The sequence below is a fragment of the Novosphingobium sp. genome (assembly GCF_030699305.1).
GTDB lineage: Bacteria > Pseudomonadota > Alphaproteobacteria > Sphingomonadales > Sphingomonadaceae > Novosphingobium.
On record NZ_JAUYNB010000005.1, the window covers coordinates 24,368 to 42,530 of the forward strand.

Consider the following 18,163-nt stretch of genomic DNA (forward strand, 5'->3'; position numbering starts at 1 on the left):
GAGGCTTCTTACGCCGCCTTGCCTTGCACTTCTTCAACCGTTCGGCCGTCACGAATATTGTAAAGCCGCTTGAAGGTCGGGATGATCTTTTCATCGTGAGTGACAATGATGATTGCCGTATCAAATTGCCTGGCCATGTCATTGAGCAGCCCCACAACTGCGAGGGCCCTTTGACCATCTAGCGGCGCAGTTGGTTCGTCGGCGAGGATCACCGGCGGACGATTGATCAGCGCACGTGCAATGGCGACACGCTGCTGCTCCCCTCCCGAGAGCTGTGAGGGCATAGCAGCCGCGCGGTGACCGACATCCAGTGCATCAAGGAGATCGCGGGCCAACCTTCGAGCCTCTGCATTGGGTTTTCCGGCCAGCATGGGCAGCAACGCGACATTGTCCGTCACATCGAGGAACGGGATCAGGTAGGGTGCCTGAAAAATGAAGCCGATCATATCGCGGCGCAGCGCGCGCAGATCGCGTACTTTCCAGCCATTGTCATAAATGCACTGGTCGCCAATCGTCATCTTGCCAGACGTCGGTTCGATCACCGCGCCAAGGCATTTGAGCAGGGTGCTCTTGCCCGAACCCGATGGCCCGATCAGCCCCACGACTTCGCCCTTGGCCACGGCCATGTCTACGCCGCGCAGGGCATGAACCGCTGTCTCGCCGCTACCATAGGTCTTGACGACATTCTCAAGGATGATGCCTTCAGCCACCGATCGCCTCCGCCGGATCGACCTTGATCGCGGCCTGGATGGCCAGAAAGCTGGCCAATGTGCAGATCAGCATCACCGCCCCGAAGCCCAGAATCGAATCCGATGGCAGCAGCAGAACATATTTGGGGAAGAAGGGCGCCCACAGGCTGGCTGCGATCTTGCCAACGATAAAGCCAATCAGTCCCAACCCCAGGGCCTGTTGCAGGATCATCCAAGAGATCGTGCGATTGCGTGTGCCGATCAGTTTCAGCACGGCAATTTCACGGATCTTGCCGATGGTCATGGTGTAGATGATGAAGGCCACGATAGCCGCACTGACAATCGACAGGATGACAAGGAACATCGCGATCTGCCGGGCCGAGTTGGCGATCAGCTTCTGAACCAGGATTTCCTCCATCTCAGCCCGGGTATAAACCGTCAGGCGTTGCCAGCGGCGGATGGCGGCGGCGACTTCATCGGGATTGGCATCCGGCGTGATGGTGACCAGAATGGCATTGACGTTGGTATTGCCCGATTGAACCGCGTTTACGGCTTGCCCCACCGCCGGATTGCCCGGCGGGTTCAGTTGCGGGTTGGCCGCCGTGCGCGCCCGCTGTCGGACAATGGCGTCGCTGTCCTTCTGGAATTGGGCTGCCTGCGCATCCTTCAAAGACAAGAACAGCATCGGATCGCCGCCCGATGACACCATCCGGCTGGTCAGCCCGACAATCGTAAAAAAATTGCGGCGCACTTTGACGCGATCACCAATCGCGAAGCCGGTCTTCACATCGGCCACAGCTTCATAGTGGCCACGCACGATCTGGCGTCCGGAAATCAGATGGGTGGGCTGGCCGGGCAATCCCGGTTCGCCCATTTCCGCTCCGACGACCATCACCCGCACATCCTTGTCACCATGTGCGATCTGCATGGTGAGGTAAGTAACCCCCGCGGCCTGGGCGACACCGCGCATCGCCTGGATCGGGCGTTCGCTATCCTCGGTCAGGCTGGAGGGTTCGGCATAGGGGCCAAGCGTATCCTTCTGCACCACCCACAGGTCGGCCCGACTATTGTCGAGCAAGGCCTGCGCATCATCGACCATCCCGCGATAGACACCCGCCATCGATAGAGTGACGCCGATCAGCAAGCCCAATCCCACGCCGGTGAGCACAAATTTGCCCCAGCCATGCAGGATATCGCGCCCGGCCAGACTGATCATGGCAGCGCATCGACAATGCTGAACCGACTGTTGGTGGAGAGTGCCTTGGCACTATGCAGCACGATCCTTTCGCCCTTGGCGAGGCCACCCAGGACCTGCACCCAGCCGCCGAGGTCTTCGGCGCCCAACTTGACGGGTGCAAATTCAAGATCACCATCACGGATTACCCACACGCCAACCTGACCATCGATCCGGTGAACGGCTGCATTGGGAATGGCCAGCGATCGTGCCTGTGCGGGCAGGGCCACGGTGACCTCCGCCAACTCACCGATAGCGGGCAGGCCGCCGGTGATCGTAAACCGCGCCTTTGCGAGCACTTCCTCGGTCAACGCATCTGCCATCGGCTCAACGCGTTCGATTATTCCCGGCACGGGCGCGTCCGGCCTTGACCGCAGAGCGATCCGCACCGCTTGACCCGCAGCCAGACCCGCCGATTGGGTCTGATCGAAGCGCACGTTGATCCACAATTGCGAAGGATCGATGATTTCGATCACAGCTTGGCCGGCCACCACGGTCGTGCCGGGTTCCACAGCGCGGCGCACCACCAGTCCTGCGTGCGGTGCGACAAGCCGCAGATTGGCGCGCTGCTCGACCAACGCCGACCGTTCCGCGCCCAGACGTCCCCGATCCATTGCAGCAGCACTGCGATTTGCCTGCGCAGCGGCAAGTCCTGCCTGAGCAGCGGCCAGCTCCTGACGGCGTTGATCCACCATCGCATCGGTGACCCAGCCCCCCCGTTTCAGCTCTTCCGTCCGTCCGGCCACAGAGCGGGCGAGGGCGACCCGCGCATTGGCATCCGCAATCTGAGCTACGGCGGCCTGTTCCAGCGCGGCCGACCGCGCAGTCCCGCCAGCCGCAGCATCGATGCGCTGATCAAGATCGATGGGATCGATCTGCGCCAGCAATTGCCCTGCCTGTACTGTATCCCCCACATCCACGGCGACCATTGTCACCCGGCCCGCAGCGGTTGGCCCGACTTTCTGCGTGTAGCGCGCTTCGACGGTGCCGATGCCGAACATGGCCGGGGAAACGCTGCGTTCTCCCACTTGCGTGACTGTCACGTTGGTCGGTGCCAACGGGCCGGATCGAAAGGCAACCCATGCAAACAACAGCAGCAAGGGCACCAGCACCGCCAGCATTGTCCATCCACGGCGGCTCATGGTGAACGGCACGGTCATTTGGTTCCTCGCAGTCCATCCAGGAAGACTTCGAAAAGCCTCGCCGATATCGCAGGCATCGTGGTGAAATCATCGGCCGCCATCGCCTGCATCACCAACCCTTGCACCATGCCAAGGAACATCGTGGCGGCCGCGGCGCAGTCAGCCTTTTCGTCTATTTGGCCTTGCGTCTTGGCAAGTTCGAGCAGGCCAAGCACACGACTGCGATACCCGCTCATCAGCGCCCGCACCCTCGCCTTGCCGGGGGCGTCGGCATCGCGCTGCAACTCTCCGAACAGGATTCTTGGGACTCCGACATGCTCTACAACAAAATCGATATGGGCAACGAAAATGGCCTGCAATCGATCTGTGGGCGTTGCTCCAGCAACTCCATCAATCCGCGCCAGCAGTGTATCGCTCGTCCATTCCATCACGGCCAACCAGACGGCCTGCTTGTCGGAGAAATGACGAAAGAGCGCCCCTTGGGTTACCCCCATATGCGCTGCAATCTGCGCAGTGGTGATATCTGCGGGATTGGTCGTAGCCGCCAGCGTGATAACCGCTTCAACGGTTGCGGCCCGGCGCACATCGGCAGGAAGTTTCGTGCGAGTCATGAGCATTCATACCACTAAGATAGTAATTGACCACTATCTTAGTGCGAGCGCTTTTGCCCCAGATATGCGATCCGCAAGCATCTGGACTGCAAAGAGCCTGAGGTTCTGCTGAGCGTTCAGGCATTCCCTAACCCGGCCAACTATGGCAGATTCGGAAGCACAAGGCTTGCTGGTCAGGATCGACAGCGGACTTACCGGATTGTCCGACGAAGCGGACATCGTATTGGCGTGCGCGAAGTGGGAGGAATGTGGGGGCGGAAGGTCCAGAATGATTAACTTGTTCCTCTAATCAACTTGTTGCGTAAACATTCTTGCACGCACCCACGCCGCCCGGTCCTCCCGGGCAAAAGATAACAACAGGATACCTGTAAGTCAGGCGGCCACTCCGGGGGTCAGCGTGAGCTGGCGCATGGATTGCCGGCGCAGCCCGCCGGCCGCCGATGCGCCAGCGGGCCGTGTCTGGCGGGACTACTCCTCGCCCATCCGCAGCGCAGCAATAAACGCCTCCTGCGGGATGCTGACGTTGCCGTATTCGCGCATCCGGGCCTTGCCCTTCTTCTGCTTGTCGAGCAGCTTCTTCTTGCGGCTGATGTCGCCGCCATAGCACTTGGCGGTCACGTCCTTGCGCATCGCGGCGATGGTTTCGCGGGCGATGACCTTGCCGCCGATCGCAGCCTGGATCGGGATCTTGAACAGGTGACGCGGGATCAGGTCTTTCAGGCGTTCGCACATGTGGCGCCCGCGATCTTCGGCCACGCCGCGGTGGACGATCATCGACAGCGCATCGACCGGCTCGTTGTTGACGAGGATGCTCATCTTCACGAGGTCGCCCTCGCGCAGCCCGATCTGTTCGTAATCGAAGCTGGCATAGCCGCGGCTGATCGACTTCAGCCGGTCATAGAAATCGAACACCACTTCGTTGAGCGGCAATTCATACGACACCTGCGCGCGCCCGCCGACATACGTCAGATCGGTCTGCACCCCGCGCCGGTCCTGACACAGTTTGAGGATCGAGCCGAGGTATTCGTCGGGAGTATAGATCACCGCCTTGATCCACGGCTCGTCAATCTGTTCGATCCGGCTGGGATCGGGATAGTCGGCCGGGTTGTGCAGCATGATCTCACGCGCGTCGTCGGTCTTCGATTTGCGCAGCTGGATCCGATAGACCACCGACGGCGCGGTGGTGATCAGGTCCAGATCGTATTCGCGGGTCAGGCGTTCCTGGATGATTTCCAGATGCAGCAGGCCCAGGAAACCGCAGCGGAAGCCAAACCCCAGCGCCGCGCTGCTTTCCATTTCAAAGCTGAACGACGCGTCGTTGAGCCGCAGCTTGCCGATCGATTCGCGCAGCTTTTCGAAATCCGCCGCATCGACCGGGAACAGCCCGCAGAACACCACCGGCTGGACTTCCTTGAAGCCCGGCAGCGCGATCGTCGCGCCCTGTTTGACCGTGGTGATCGTGTCGCCGACCTTGGCCTGCGCCACTTCCTTGATCTGCGCGGTGATGAACCCGATTTCGCCGGGGCCGAGTTCTTCGAGCTGTTCGATCTTGGGGGTGAAGCAACCCACCCGGTCGACCAGATGCTCGGTCCCGCCGGCCATGAACTTGATCTGGAGGCCCTTCCTGATGACGCCATCAATCACCCGGACCAGGATGACCACGCCGAGATAGGGATCATACCAGCTGTCGACCAGCATCGCGGTCAGCGGCTTGGCCCGGTCGCCCTTGGGTGGGGGAATGCGCGCGACGACGGCATCCAGCACGTCCTCGATCCCGATGCCCGATTTGGCCGAGGTCAGCACGGCATTGCTGGCGTCCAGCCCGATGATCTCCTCGATCTCTTCCTTCACGCGCTCTGCATCGGCGGCGGGCAGGTCGATCTTGTTGATGACGGGGACGATCTCGTGGTCGTGCTCGATCGACTGATAGACGTTCGCCAGCGTCTGCGCCTCAACCCCCTGTGCGGCATCAACCACCAGCAGCGCGCCTTCGCACGCGGCCAGGCTGCGCGACACTTCATAGGCGAAATCGACGTGACCCGGCGTGTCCATCAGGTTCAGCTCGTAAACCAGCCCGTCCTTGCCCGTGTACTTCAGGCGGACGGTCTGCGCCTTGATCGTGATCCCGCGCTCTTTCTCGATGTCCATGTTGTCGAGCACCTGTTCGCTCATTTCACGCGCGGTCAGGCCGCCGGTGAACTGAATCAGGCGGTCGGCCAGCGTGGACTTGCCGTGGTCGATATGGGCGATGATGCTGAAATTGCGGATCTGGGCCAGGTCGGTCATGGGAATCTTTATAATGAGGTGTGGTGCATTGGCACCGCTGGCCCGTTAGCAGCGCCCGCACCCGCTGTCAGCAGCCTTGCGCACTGCGGCCGGTCAGGCTGCGCGCATCCCTTTGCCCTTGGGTTCGACCTGACCGAACTTGGGCAGCGTCATCGCCATGCCCGGCTGCTGCATCAGCTGCATCGGGTATTGCCCCGCCGGCAACGCGCCCAGCGGCATCCCGGCCTGCGCCAGGACATAGGGCGACACGCGGTTGCGGGTGCACAGCCCCCCCGCCCCGTCGTCGACCAGCGGCACTTCGAATTCCAGCCCCTGCATTGCCCCGGCAGAGCGGCGCACGCGGGCAACGGCCAACTGGCCTTCGCCGAAATCGACCACGAACATCGTGTTCATGGGCACATCGAGCAAGCCTTCGACCATGCAGCCGGTGCGCGACAGATTGCGCATCGTCGCCTCATAGCGATGATCTTCGTGGATCAGGCCGACCTTGCGCAGCACGGTGCGGCGTTCGGGGCGATAGTGACTGGGACCACTGGGTTCGATCACCCAATCGCCGCTCAGCATCGCTTCGCAGACTTCCTCGAAACAGACGGCAGCTGAATAGATATAACCCTGGATCTGCTTCACCCCCAGGCGGCGCATGGCTTCCAGTTCGTCGTGTGCCTCGATCCCTTCGGCGGTGGTGTCCATATCCAGCGCGTTGGCAAGGCTGACAATGGCTGAAATGATCGCCGCATTGCGGTTTTCTTTCTGGGTCACCCCGGCGATGAAGCCCTTGTCGATCTTGATCTTGTCAAACGGCGCTTTCTGAAGGTAGCCGAGCGAGGAATACCCCGTCCCGAAATCATCCAGGGCCAGCCGCAGCCCCAGCATCTTGAGCTGGGTGAACATCTCCTGTGTGGCCGTTTCGTCGCCCAGGAAAATCGATTCGGTCAGTTCCAGTTCCAGCCGTTCGGGCGGCAGTTCCGAATAGGCCAGAGCCTGCGCCACGCTGGCGGCAAAGCCCGGGTTGGTGAACTGCGCCGCAGACACGTTGACCGCGATCTTGACGCTGCCAGGCCACTGGGCCGCATCGACACAGGCCTGCCGCAGCACCCAGTCGCCCAGTGCGCCGATCAGGTTGCACTCTTCGGCAATCGGGATGAACACGGCGGGCGAGACATCGCCCAGATCGGGATGTTCCCACCGCGTGAACGCTTCCAGCGTGACCACCTGGTTGGTTTCGGTGCTGACGATCGGCTGATAGACCACGCGCATCTCGCCCCGGGCCAGCGCATCGCGCAAGTCTTCCTCGATCTGGCGGCGGCGTTCGGCTTCGCTGTGGAGGTCAGCCGAATAGAACCGGAACTGACCGCGCCCGCCGCCCTTCGAGGCATAGAGCGCAAGGTCAGCCGAGCGGACAACGTCTTCGCTGGTGATCCCGTCATACGGGGCAATGGCGATCCCAACCGACGCGCCGATGACACAGCGGCTGCCTTCGATCTGGTAGGGCTGCGACACCATCGTGATGATCGTCTTGGCGATTTCACCCAGCCGCCCGCGATCGTCGATATCCGGCAGCATGATCTGGAATTCGTCACCGCCCAGTCGGCCGATTTCGAAACCCTTGTCGGTCAGCACGCGCTGCAGGCGCTGAGCGACCTGCTTCAGCAGTTCGTCCCCGGCCGGATGGCCCAGCGTGTCGTTGACCTGCTTGAACCGGTCAAGGTCGATCATCATCACGGCGCAGCTGCGTTTGCTGGCCCGGTATGCAGTCAGCGTCGCGCCCAGGCGCTTGCCCATGCGATGGCGGTTGGCCAGCCCGGTCAGCGAATCGTATTGCGCCAGCCGGGATGCATCCCGCTGATTCTGCCGCGTGGCGGTGATATCGATGCCGTTGCCGTGGTATCCGGCAAAGTTGCCATCCGCGCCAAACTGCGGTCGCCCGGAGATCGACCACCACAGCTCTTTGTCATCCAGCGCCGCGCGAACCGGCAGATCGACGAAAGTTTTGCGGGCGCTGAGGATCAGCGGCAGCGTCCGTTCGATCGTGTCCTCTTCGTCACGCTCCAGAATAAACAGCGACTGGATCGGACGGCCGATCAGTTCCGCAAACGACAAGCCCATTTTTCCGGCCACGCCATCGGTCAGATACGTGATCCGGCCCTGCGCGTCGCTCGACCAGAACCAGCCGATCCCCGACTGCTCGTAATCCCGCATCAACTCCAGCGCGTGTGCGCATTCAAGCCCCGACGCGGTACCCTTAAAGGCGCGCGAACCGTCATCACCCTTGCCGCCAAGCAGGGAGCGAAAACGTCCGAACGGGGTTCCTTTCGCGTCGGTCATCTATACGCTTACTTCTCAACCTGGAGAAAATACTCAAATCCTGCTCTTCTGATAACCGGACATGGTTGCGGTTTTCCTAACGCTCACTGCAAAGCGCCGGTCAGGCCTGACGGCGGAGCAAGGCCGAGCGGGGGCGTTCACCGGGCGGTGCCAGAATGGCGATCCGGCCCTTGTCGTCGACTGGCAAGGACATCGAAAACTCGATTCCCATACGGTCTTCCTGACACCAGCGGGCCGTGGCCGTCACCGTCTCGGTGTCCGTCAGCGTGATCCGGAAGATCGTGCCGACCGGCACGTTCCACAGCCCTTCAACCAGCGCGCCGGTGGCAGAGATGTTGCGGATCGTACCGTGATACTGCTGGCCGCCATGATCCAGCACGATCTTGCGCAGCATGGTCTGGCGCGATGCCCGGGCGGCACGGGGACCGCGGGCGATTGCGGTCAGTCCGGTCATCAAGCGCTGGGTCGCATGGGCGATGCTCAGCGGCTTTTCATAGATATAGCCCTGCACATGGCTGCAACCCAGCATCCGCACCAGATCGAGTTCGTCCAGCGTTTCGACGCCTTCGGCGGTCGTTTCCATCCCCAGTGCTTCGGCCAGACTGACAATCGCGGCGATGATCGCGCCGTTGCGGCTGCCCGCGATGGTTGCCCCGCGCACGAAGCTCTGGTCGATCTTGATCTTGTCGAACGGCGCGTTCTTCAAATAGCCGAGCGATGAATACCCGGTCCCGAAATCGTCGAGCGCCAACCGCACGCCCACCCGCTTGAGCGCCTTGAACATGGCGTCAGTCACCGCGTCGTCGTTCAGGAACACGCTTTCGGTGATTTCCAGTTCCAGCCGGGCCGGATCGACCTGGGCCGATGCCAGCGCACTGGTGATGATCGCGGGCAACGCGGGATTGGCAAACTGCAACGGTGAGACATTGACCGCCACCCGGACGCTGTCCGGCCACGATGCCAGATCGTGACAGGCCGTGCGCAGCGCCCATTCGCCGATCTGTGCGATCAGGCCGGTATCCTCGGCAATCGGAATGAACTTGGCCGGCGACATCCGCCCGCGCGTGGGATGATCCCAGCGCAGCAAGGCCTCGAACCCGGTGATCCGCTCGGTCGCGGTATGCACGACCGGCTGATAGTGCAGTTCCAGCCCGCCATGCGACAATGCATCGCGCAAGTCCTGTTCCAGCTGGCGGCGCTCTTCGGCATCGCTGTGCAGATCGGCGGCGTAGAAGTGATGCCGCCCGCGCCCGCCATCCTTGGCGGCATAGAGCGCAAGATCGGCGTTGCGAATCAGGGCTTCGGCGGTAACGCCATCATCGGGTGACATCGCAATCCCCACCGATGCGCCGATCACGATGCGGTGGCCCTCGATCGAATAGGGTTCGGACAAGTCACCGATGATCCGGATCGCCAGTGCGGCCAGGTCTTCGCGCCGGTGACGACCCGCCAGGATGACCTGGAACTCATCCCCGCCAAGCCGACCGACCCGGCCCGATTGGCCGACCGTGCGCTCCAGCCGGCTGGACACCTGCTTCAGCAGCGCGTCGCCGGCCGGGTGACCCATCGTATCATTGACCTGCTTGAAGCGGTCCAGATCCAGCAGGAACACCGCGCAGGCACGGTGTTCAAGCTTGGGCGCGATCAGGATCTTTTCGAGCGTCTGGGCCATCTGCAGCCGGTTCGCCAACCCGGTCAGTGAATCATAATGCGCCAGCCGGGAAACATGCTCCTCCGACCGGCGCTTTTCGGTCAGATCGTGACCGGACCCGCGAAAGCCCCCGAAATTGCCATAGCTGTCATAGACCGGTCGCCCGGTCAGCGACCACCAGCGTTCCTCATCGGTAGTCGCGGCGCGCATGCCCAGTTCACTGAAGGCTGATCGCGCGGTCAGGTGAAAGGCGAGCGAGCGCTCACTTTCCTGCGCCAGCGGATCGGCCGAAAACAACGCGGAAAACGGCCTTCCCAGCAATGACCCCGGCGACTTGCCCAGCACTTGCGCGACAATCGGCGAAACATAGGACAGCGCCCCCCGGCGGTCCGTCTCCCAGAACCAGCCCTGCCCGGTCTGTTCAAAGTCCGACAGGATCTGTTCGGCGCGCTGCTGCACCCGCTCGCGCTCACGTTCGCGCTTGGCGACAACGGCGTCGGCGCGGGCCTGCCGGTACGCGGTGTAGATGCCCACCAGTGCGCCGATTGTCAGCGAAAAGAACGTGCCGGGTGAACCGAACACCACTGCGGCGCCCGCCCACAGGCTGACCTGGGCGGTGATGATGCTGGTTACGCTGCGTTTCAGGATCAGCCCGCCCAGCGCGCCGATGATCACCAGAATGCCCAGCGTGCCTTCCCAGTCCCCGGCGATGTCGGCAGTCCACCAGCCCATTGCAATCCCGAACAGCGCCATCGGCAGCCCGACCACCGCGAGCATCATCAACCAGCGCTGCGATGCCGTTTTCAGTCGGGCCTGTTCCAGTTTCAAGGCATATCGGGTGGCCGCTGTGATCGCGATCGCCAGCAATGCCAAGATGGTTGGCACCAGTCCCGGCAGGCTCAGTGTAGCGATCCCGGTCAGCACCAGCGCCCCGGCCATGGCAGGCGCCAGCAGCACCCAGTTCGGCTCGATCAGATCGTGCAGACCATCGGTGCGGCCGGACCGCTTGGGGGCCACGTTGTTTGCGGCTCGGGCCGCCGTAACCGATTGTGGCCCCACCCTTTCTGCCGCTTCGCCGTCACCGCGCTGCGGGCGCTGTGCCTCACCGCCGGACACAGCCGATCGCCCACGCCCTTGGGGCGAGCGCGGCGATGCATCGGGCTGGTGGGCTGGTTGAGCGACCATATCCTGAGGATCATGCACCGGCAGCGTTTGAAAAAACGTTAAATTTACCACTTTTGTCAGGCTTTTCGGTCGGTCGCCGCGGCGGCGCGGGCCTGCTTGTCAAGCTGACCGGGCCGGTGCATGTTCCAGCCAACAACAAGGCGGCGGAAACGACGGGATACGCGGTTACCACGCCACTAGGGGGAATACAGGATGGCCAAGGGCACTTCGCCGCTTGAGAACGAAGCTGCGCAATCGACCACCGCGCTTGGGCCGCTGGTCGGTCTGGCACGGGAAGACTTTGTCGGCGCGGTCGCGCTGCTGCTGCGCGAAACCGCCACGGATCCGGCCCGCACGATCCGCCACATGCAATCGTTCGGTGACGATGTGGTCAAGATCCTGACCGGCAAGTCGGACCTCGCCCCCGATCCCAAGGACAAACGCTTCATGGACCCGGCGTGGCGCTATAACCCGTTCTACCGGGCCGGGGCGCAATACTATCTGGCGGTGCAGCGCGGGATGAAGCACTGGCTGGAGGAACTCCAGCTGGATGATCTGGAACGCGACCGCGCCAATTTCATCGCCAATATCATCATCGATGGCCTCGCCCCCACCAACACGCTGGCCGGCAACCCGACCGCGCAAAAGCGGCTGATCGACAGCGGCGGGCTGTCGGTGATCAAGGGGCTGAAGAACGCCTACAACGACATCGTCCACAACAAGGGCATGGTCAGCCAGGTCGACAAGAAGCCGTTCAGGCTGGGCGAGAATATCGCCACGTCGAAAGGCAGCGTGGTCTACCGCGACGCGATGATGGAAGTGATCCACTATGCCCCGACGACGGAGCAGGTTTACGCCATCCCGCAGCTAACAATTCCGCCCCAAATCAACAAGATGTACATCAACGACCTGTCCCCCGAAAAATCCGTGGTGAAATGGCAGGTCGATAACGGCATCCAGTGCTTCGTCATCAGCTGGAAAAACCCGGTGAAGGAAGAAGGCCACTGGGGTATGGACGAATACATCGCCGCCTGCCGCAAGGCGATCGACGTGGTCTGCGAAGTTACCGGCGCGAAAAAGGTCAACGTCTCGTCTGCCTGCTCCGGCGGTCAGACCGGTGCGATCCTGGCCAGCAAGATGGCCGCCGACGGCGATACCCGGCTGGGCGCGCTGACGTTCATGGTCACGGTGCTGCACCCCAAGCAGAACGATATCGAGGCCGGATCGCTGATTTCCGAAAACGGCCTCGCGCTGGCCAAGCGCCGCGCGGCCAAGGCGGGCGTGATCGAAGGGCATTCGCTGGCGCGCGGGTTCGCGTGGCTGCGTCCGAATGACCTGATCTGGAACTATGTCATCAACAACTACCTGATGGGCGATGATCCGCCTGCGTTCGACGTGCTGTTCTGGAACGCGGACGCGACCAACCTGTCGGCCACGCTGATGGGCGATTTCCTGCACCTGTTCGAAACGCTGGCCTTCACCAGGCAGGGCGAGGTCGAAATGGCCGGCCATCCGATCGACTTGTCCAGGGTTACCAGCGATGTGCTCATCCTGGGCGGGACGACCGATCACATCACGCCGTGGCGGGCGTGCTATCGTTCCACCCAGCTGTTCGGGTCGAAGGACGTGACCTTCGTGCTCAGCCAGGCCGGCCATATGCAGGCGATCCTCAACCCGCCGGGTAACCCCAAGGCGCGCTATTATGTGTCGAAAAAGCCGGGCCATCCCCCCGCCGATGTTGACGACTGGCTTCAGGGGGCCGAGGAAGTAGCCGGAAGCTGGTGGCCGTTCTGGATGGAGTGGGTGCAAAAGCGCGCAGGCAAGCTCATTGCGGCCCCGACGGCCCTGGGCAGCAGGCAGCACCCCCCGCTGGAGCCCGCCCCCGGTCGCTACGTGCTGGACGAGGCGTAAGGGATAGCATTTTGAAGCATGATCTGACCTGCGAATTTTCGATGGAAGTGGTTGGCGGGCGCACCTTGCGCGTGGCCCGCTGGCGCTGGGACATGGAAAGCGAGCATCTGCCGATCCTGTTCTTCAACGGCATCGGCGCCAATATCGAGGCGGTCGCCCCGCTGGCCGAAGCGCTGACCGACCGGCCGTTCATCATGTATGACATGCCCGGTGTCGGCGGTTCGCCCGATCCGGTGATCCCGTATAATGCGTTCACCGTGGCCTGGCAGACGAAAGAACTGCTCAAGCGCTTCAACGCCGATCAGGTCGATCTGATGGGCGTTTCGTGGGGCGGCGGCATGGCCCAGCACTTTGCCATGCAACACGGTGATTTCGTCCGCCGACTGGTGCTGATGGCAACCAGCGCAGGGATGCTGATGGTCCCCGGCAACCCCGCCGCGCTGACCAAGATGGCCAACCCGCGCCGCTATATCGACAACGATTACATGGCGAAGAACTTCAAGACGCTCTACGGCGGGATGGTCGGCGAAAAGAGCGAGCACATCGCCCGCCTCACCCCCCCTTCCCCGCGCGGCTATGTCTATCAGTTGCTCGCGATGCTGGGATGGACCAGCGCCCCGGGGCTGCCGTTCCTGAAAAAGGATACGCTGATCATGATGGGCGATGCCGATCAGATCGTGCCGCTGTCCAACGGTCACATCCTGAACCGGCTGATCCCCAACAGCCGCCTCGAAGTGTTCGAAGGCGGCGGGCACCTGTTCATGCTGAGCCACCAGGACCAGACCATCGCCGCGATCCGCGCATTTCTGGGCCAGGAAATCCTCGGCGCTCCCGCACCGGGGCAAAGAAAGGCCGCCTGAATGCTCCACATCGCGATCATCGGTTCAGGCCCTGCGGGGTACTACACGGCCGAGGCCGCGCAGAAGCAGTGGGGCGATGACGTTCGGGTCGATATCTTCGATATGCTGCCGGTCCCTTACGGCCTGATCCGCTCCGGCGTGGCCCCCGATCACCAGTCGATCAAGGGCGTGACGCGCCGCTATGAAACGACCGCCCTGTCCGACAACGTCCGCTTCGCAGGCAACGTGATGGTCGGACGCGACGTGACCGTGCCCGAACTGCAGAACCTCTACGATGCCGTCGTGCTGGCCACCGGCGCGCCGCATGACCGCAAGCTGCACCTGCCCGGCGAGGATCTGCCCGGTGTCCACGGCAGCGCAGAGTTCGTCGGCTGGTATAACGGCCACCCGCAGTTCGCGACGCTCGACCCGGACCTGAGCGGCGATACCGCCGTGGTGATCGGCATGGGCAATGTCGCGCTCGACGTCGCGCGGATCCTGTCCAAGACCCGCGCCGAATTCGTCGGCAGCGATATCGTGGGTCACGCGCTCGACGTGCTGGACACCTCGAAACTGCGGCGGGTCGTGGTGCTGGGACGGCGCGGGCCGCACCAGATCATGATGACGCCCAAGGAACTGGGCGAATTGTCGCACCTGACGCGTGCCGCCCCGCGGGTCGATCCGCAGGACCTGCCCGAGGTGGGCGAGGACGCGCTGCTGGAGCCGGGCATGCGCAAGTCGGTCAACCACTTGCGCAGCTTCGCGGCGATCCCCGCCAGCCACTATGCCGACACCGAGATCGAGATCGAGTTCGATTTCTTCGCCAGCCCCAGGGCGATCCTCGGCACCGACAAGGTTGAGGGGATCGAGGTTGAGCGCACCACGGTCGAGGCTGGCCGCGCCGTCGGCACGGGCGAGACTTATGTCATCCCCGCCGGCCTGGTGGTGTGCTGCATCGGCTACCAGACCTCACCCATTCCGGACGTTCCGTTCGATGAACGCGCGGGCCGGTTCGCCAACGACGAGGGACGCATCCTGCCCGGCCTCTATTGCGCCGGCTGGGCGCGGCGCGGGCCGTCTGGCACGATCGGCACCAACCGCCCCGACGGGTTCGGGATCATCAGCAAGATCGCCGAGGATATCGGCACTGGCGCAGGCAAGCAGGGCCGCGCCGGATTCGATGCGCTCGCGCAGGCGCGCAACCTTGAAGTCGTGACCTTCCGTGACTGGAAAAAGATCGAAGCCGCCGAAGAAGGCCGCGCCCGCGACGGCGCCCCGCGTGAAAAGTTTGTCCACGTGGACGACATGATCGCCGCGCGGGGGTGAACTTTTCCGACTGTTTGGCTGGCTGACAAACCCGCGCTTGCCAGCGCGGGCAAGCCGTGGCTTAATCGAACGGTTAAATGGCCACCGCACAGCAGAGTCGGCCAATACGGGAGAGTTCACTATGGCCACGTATGACCTGATCATCCGCAATGGCACCATCGTCGACGGCACTGGCGCACCGCGTTTTTCCGGTGACGTCGCGGTGAAGGACGGGCTGATTGCCGCCGTCGGCACCGTGCGCGGGGACGCCGCGCACGAAATCGACGCCGGGGGCAAGATCGTCGCACCGGGCTGGGTCGATATTCACACCCACTATGACGGGCAGGCCACCTGGGATCAGGAAATGGCTCCGTCCAGCTGGCACGGCGTGACCACGGTGGTGATGGGCAATTGCGGCGTCGGCTTTGCCCCTGCCGCGCCGGACCGTCACGAATGGCTGATCCGGCTGATGGAAGGGGTTGAGGACATCCCCGGCACCGCGCTCGCCGAAGGGATGAAGTGGGATTGGGAGACTTTCCCCGAATACCTCGACGCGCTGGAACGCCTGCCGCGCACGGTCGATGTCGGCACCCACGTGCCCCACGGCGCGGTGCGGGCCTATGTGCTGGGTGACCGTGAAAAGCCGGGCGCGATCCCGACCGATGACGACATCGTGCAGATGGCCGCCATCGTCGAAGAAGGCGTGCGCGCCGGAGCGCTGGGCTTTTCCACCAGCCGCACCGTGATCCACAAGTCGGTCGACGGCGAAGTCGTCCCCGGCACCACCGCCACCGCAGAGGAACTGATCGCCATCGGCCGCGCGATGGGCAAAGTCGGCCACGGCGTGTTCGAACTGGCCAGCGACCTCAAGCGCGAATGGAACGAGTTTGAGTGGATGGGGGCGATCAGCCGCGAAACCGGCCTGCCGGTGACTTTCGCCGCGCTGCAATCCATCGCCAAGGAACTGCCGCTGTCGGAACAGATCGCGGAAATGGACCGCCAGAACGCGACCGGCGCGAACATCGTCGCCGCCATCGCGCTGCGCGGCAACGGGATCATCATGGCCTGGCGCGGCACGGTCCACCCGTTCCGCTTCCGCCCCAGCGTCGCCGAACTCGATACGCTGCCGTGGGATCAGGCGGTCGCGCGCCTGAAAGACCCCGCGTTCAAGGCCCGCGTCCTGTCCGAAGCCAACGTCTATCCTGAAAGCGATATCGTCCACCTCTACCGCGTGATCGCCGAAGGGTGGATGGCGCAGTTCGAAATGGACGCCGATTTCGACTATGAACCCGGCCCCGATGCCAGCATCGCCGCGCGCGCAGCGGCAGCGGGCAAGTCGGCTGACGAATACGCCTATGACCTGCTGACGGCCGATGACGGCACCGGCTTCATCTATCTGCCGATCCTCAACTATGCCGACGGAAACCTTGATTTCCTTGAGGAATTGCAGGCCCGTGACGACTGCGTCAATTCGTTGTCCGATGGCGGGGCGCATTGCGGCACGATCTGCGACGCGGCCAGCCCGACCTTCATGCTCCAGCACTGGGTCCGTGATCGCAAGCGCGGCGGGCGGCTGACGCTGGAGCACGCGGTCAAGCGCCAGTGCCTCGACACCGCGCGGCTCTATGGCCTCGATGATCGCGGGGTAATCGCGCCGGGTTATGTCGCCGACCTCAACGTGATCGATTTCGACAACCTGCAACTGGGCAAGCCGTGGATGGCCTTCGATCTGCCCGCCGGGGGCAAGCGGCTGTTGCAACAGGCCAAAGGCTATGTCGCCACGATCAAGTCCGGCGTTATCACGTTCGAGGATGGAACGTGGACCGGCGCGACCCCCGGCGGACTGATCCGCGGGCCGCAGCGCGCCGCCATGCTGGAGGCAGCTGAATAACATGAGCATGACCGTAGTCCGCGTCGGATCCCCGGCGAGCCTGGAAACCCTGTTGCCGGGCACCGCCGATGATCCCGGCCAGCCCGGCCCCGGCGAAATCCGGGTCAAGCTGGCCGCATCCTCGCTCAACTTCCATGACTTCGCGGTCGTCGCGGGGATGATCCCGACCGAGGCTGGCCGCATCCCGATGTCGGACGGTGCGGGCACGGTGGAGGCCGTTGGCGACGGCGTGACCGACTTCAAGGTCGGCGACATGGTCGTGTCCACCTTCTTCCCGGACTGGCTGGACGGCGCGGTGCCGTCCGCCTCGTTCACCCGCGTGCCCGGTGACGGAATCGATGGCTATGCCCGGCAGGCCGTGGTCACCCCGCAGCACTGGTTCACCCGCGTCCCCGCTGGCTACTCCGCTGCCGAAGCCGCCACGCTGACTTGTGCGGGCCTGACAGCATGGCGCGCGCTGTTCGTGGACGGTTCGGTCAAACCCGGAGACACGGTGCTGGTGCAAGGGACCGGCGGCGTTTCGATCTTTGCGCTGCAATTCGCCAAAGCGGCAGGCGCGCGGGTGATTGCCACCAGTTCTTCCGACGAAAAGCTGGAACGCTTGAAGGCGCTCGGCGCGGATCAGCTGATCAACTACAAGGAAAACCCGGCCTGGGGCATGAAAGTGCTGGAACTGACCGGCAGCGTCGGCGTAGATACCGTGGTTGAAATCGGCGGATCGGGCACGCTCGACCAGTCGATGATGGCCACCCGCGTCGGCGGGCACGTGGCGCTGATCGGGGTGCTGGCTGGATTTGCCGGTCCGGTCCAGACCGCGCTCCTCATGGCCAAGAACCTGCGTGTCCAGGGCCTGACCGTGGGCAGCCGCGCCCAGCAACTGGCGATGATCGCCGGGATCGAGGCCAACGGGATCAAGCCGGTGATTTCCGATCACTTCCCGCTGGTCGAACTGGCCGATGCGTTCCGCCATCAGGCCGCCAACAAGCACTTCGGCAAGATCGTGGTCGATATCTGATATCGGACGGGAGGGGCTTCATCCGCTCCCCTTTTCACCAGTTCCGTTCGTGTCGAGCGAAGTCGAGACACGGGGCGCGGGCGTGTCTCGACTTCGCTCG

General features: G+C 63.2%; 12 protein-coding genes. 5 read left to right on the forward strand and 7 right to left on the reverse strand.

Annotated elements, in window-relative coordinates:
• Nucleotides 1-8: 8 nt before the first annotated feature.
• From Q8Q53_RS00840 to Q8Q53_RS00870, 7 genes are all read right to left on the reverse strand, one after another.
• Complete coding sequence (locus Q8Q53_RS00840; RefSeq protein WP_305699849.1) at nt 9-710, reverse strand: ABC transporter ATP-binding protein; 702 nt, start codon at nt 708-710, stop codon at nt 9-11.
• Nucleotides 703-1,905, reverse strand: a complete 1,203-nt coding sequence (locus Q8Q53_RS00845) for an FtsX-like permease family protein (protein WP_305699850.1) — start codon at nt 1,903-1,905, stop codon at nt 703-705. The genes Q8Q53_RS00840 and Q8Q53_RS00845 overlap by 8 nt, the downstream gene beginning before the upstream one ends.
• Entirely contained in the window at nt 1,902-3,083 is a 1,182-nt protein-coding gene (locus Q8Q53_RS00850) for an efflux RND transporter periplasmic adaptor subunit (RefSeq protein ID WP_305699851.1), read from the reverse strand. Before Q8Q53_RS00850 ends, Q8Q53_RS00845 begins: the two co-directional genes overlap by 4 nt.
• Nucleotides 3,080-3,676 carry a TetR/AcrR family transcriptional regulator gene (locus Q8Q53_RS00855; RefSeq protein WP_305699852.1) on the reverse strand — a complete coding sequence of 199 codons (597 nt, stop codon included), beginning with the start codon at nt 3,674-3,676 and terminating at the stop codon, nt 3,080-3,082. Before Q8Q53_RS00855 ends, Q8Q53_RS00850 begins: the two co-directional genes overlap by 4 nt.
• 468 nt (nt 3,677-4,144) lie before the next feature.
• Nucleotides 4,145-5,962 carry a translation elongation factor 4 gene (gene lepA, locus Q8Q53_RS00860; protein WP_305699853.1) on the reverse strand — a complete coding sequence of 606 codons (1,818 nt, stop codon included), beginning with the start codon at nt 5,960-5,962 and terminating at the stop codon, nt 4,145-4,147.
• 93 nt (nt 5,963-6,055) lie between these two features.
• On the reverse strand, nt 6,056-8,287 hold the full coding sequence (locus tag Q8Q53_RS00865; RefSeq protein ID WP_305699854.1) for a bifunctional diguanylate cyclase/phosphodiesterase: 2,232 nt from the start codon (nt 8,285-8,287) through the stop codon (nt 6,056-6,058).
• A gap of 100 nt (nt 8,288-8,387) precedes the next feature.
• A complete protein-coding gene (locus Q8Q53_RS00870; RefSeq protein ID WP_305699855.1) occupies nt 8,388-10,955 on the reverse strand; it encodes an EAL domain-containing protein in 2,568 nt (855 codons plus the stop codon).
• Nucleotides 10,956-11,315: 360 nt separating this feature from the next.
• On the opposite strand from Q8Q53_RS00870, the gene Q8Q53_RS00875 reads away from it, so the two are divergent.
• The 5 genes from Q8Q53_RS00875 (at nt 11,316) to Q8Q53_RS00895 (ending at nt 18,063) form a co-directional block, all read left to right on the forward strand.
• Complete coding sequence (locus Q8Q53_RS00875) at nt 11,316-13,013, forward strand: alpha/beta hydrolase (RefSeq protein ID WP_305699856.1); 1,698 nt, start codon at nt 11,316-11,318, stop codon at nt 13,011-13,013.
• Between the two features lie 11 nt (nt 13,014-13,024).
• On the forward strand, nt 13,025-13,873 hold the full coding sequence (locus tag Q8Q53_RS00880) for an alpha/beta fold hydrolase (protein ID WP_305699857.1): 849 nt from the start codon (nt 13,025-13,027) through the stop codon (nt 13,871-13,873).
• Nucleotides 13,874-15,178: an FAD-dependent oxidoreductase gene (locus tag Q8Q53_RS00885; RefSeq protein WP_305699858.1), complete on the forward strand. Its 1,305-nt coding sequence runs from the start codon at nt 13,874-13,876 to the stop codon at nt 15,176-15,178. It abuts the gene before it with no gap.
• A gap of 121 nt (nt 15,179-15,299) precedes the next feature.
• On the forward strand, nt 15,300-17,048 hold the full coding sequence (locus tag Q8Q53_RS00890; RefSeq protein ID WP_305699859.1) for an amidohydrolase family protein: 1,749 nt from the start codon (nt 15,300-15,302) through the stop codon (nt 17,046-17,048).
• A 7-nt stretch (nt 17,049-17,055) separates the two neighbouring features.
• The gene (locus tag Q8Q53_RS00895; protein WP_305699860.1) at nt 17,056-18,063 is read left to right on the forward strand and encodes an NAD(P)-dependent alcohol dehydrogenase; all 1,008 of its coding nucleotides are present in this window, start codon (nt 17,056-17,058) and stop codon (nt 18,061-18,063) included.
• Nucleotides 18,064-18,163 lie beyond the last annotated feature (100 nt).

Bases quoted from the DNA above. Each gene is read 5' to 3' on its own strand.
- Q8Q53_RS00845 (WP_305699850.1), bottom strand. From the start codon at position 1,905: ATGATCAGTCTGGCCGGGCGCGATATCCTGCATGGCTGGGGCAAATTT.
- Q8Q53_RS00850 (WP_305699851.1), bottom strand. From the start codon at position 3,083: ATGACCGTGCCGTTCACCATGAGCCGCCGTGGATGGACAATGCTGGCG.
- Q8Q53_RS00865 (WP_305699854.1), bottom strand. From the start codon at position 8,287: ATGACCGACGCGAAAGGAACCCCGTTCGGACGTTTTCGCTCCCTGCTT.
- Q8Q53_RS00855 (WP_305699852.1), bottom strand. From the start codon at position 3,676: ATGACTCGCACGAAACTTCCTGCCGATGTGCGCCGGGCCGCAACCGTT.
- Q8Q53_RS00895 (WP_305699860.1), top strand. From the start codon at position 17,056: ATGACCGTAGTCCGCGTCGGATCCCCGGCGAGCCTGGAAACCCTGTTG.
- Q8Q53_RS00890 (WP_305699859.1), top strand. From the start codon at position 15,300: ATGGCCACGTATGACCTGATCATCCGCAATGGCACCATCGTCGACGGC.
- lepA (WP_305699853.1), bottom strand. From the start codon at position 5,962: ATGACCGACCTGGCCCAGATCCGCAATTTCAGCATCATCGCCCATATC.
- Q8Q53_RS00875 (WP_305699856.1), top strand. From the start codon at position 11,316: ATGGCCAAGGGCACTTCGCCGCTTGAGAACGAAGCTGCGCAATCGACC.
- Q8Q53_RS00885 (WP_305699858.1), top strand. From the start codon at position 13,874: ATGCTCCACATCGCGATCATCGGTTCAGGCCCTGCGGGGTACTACACG.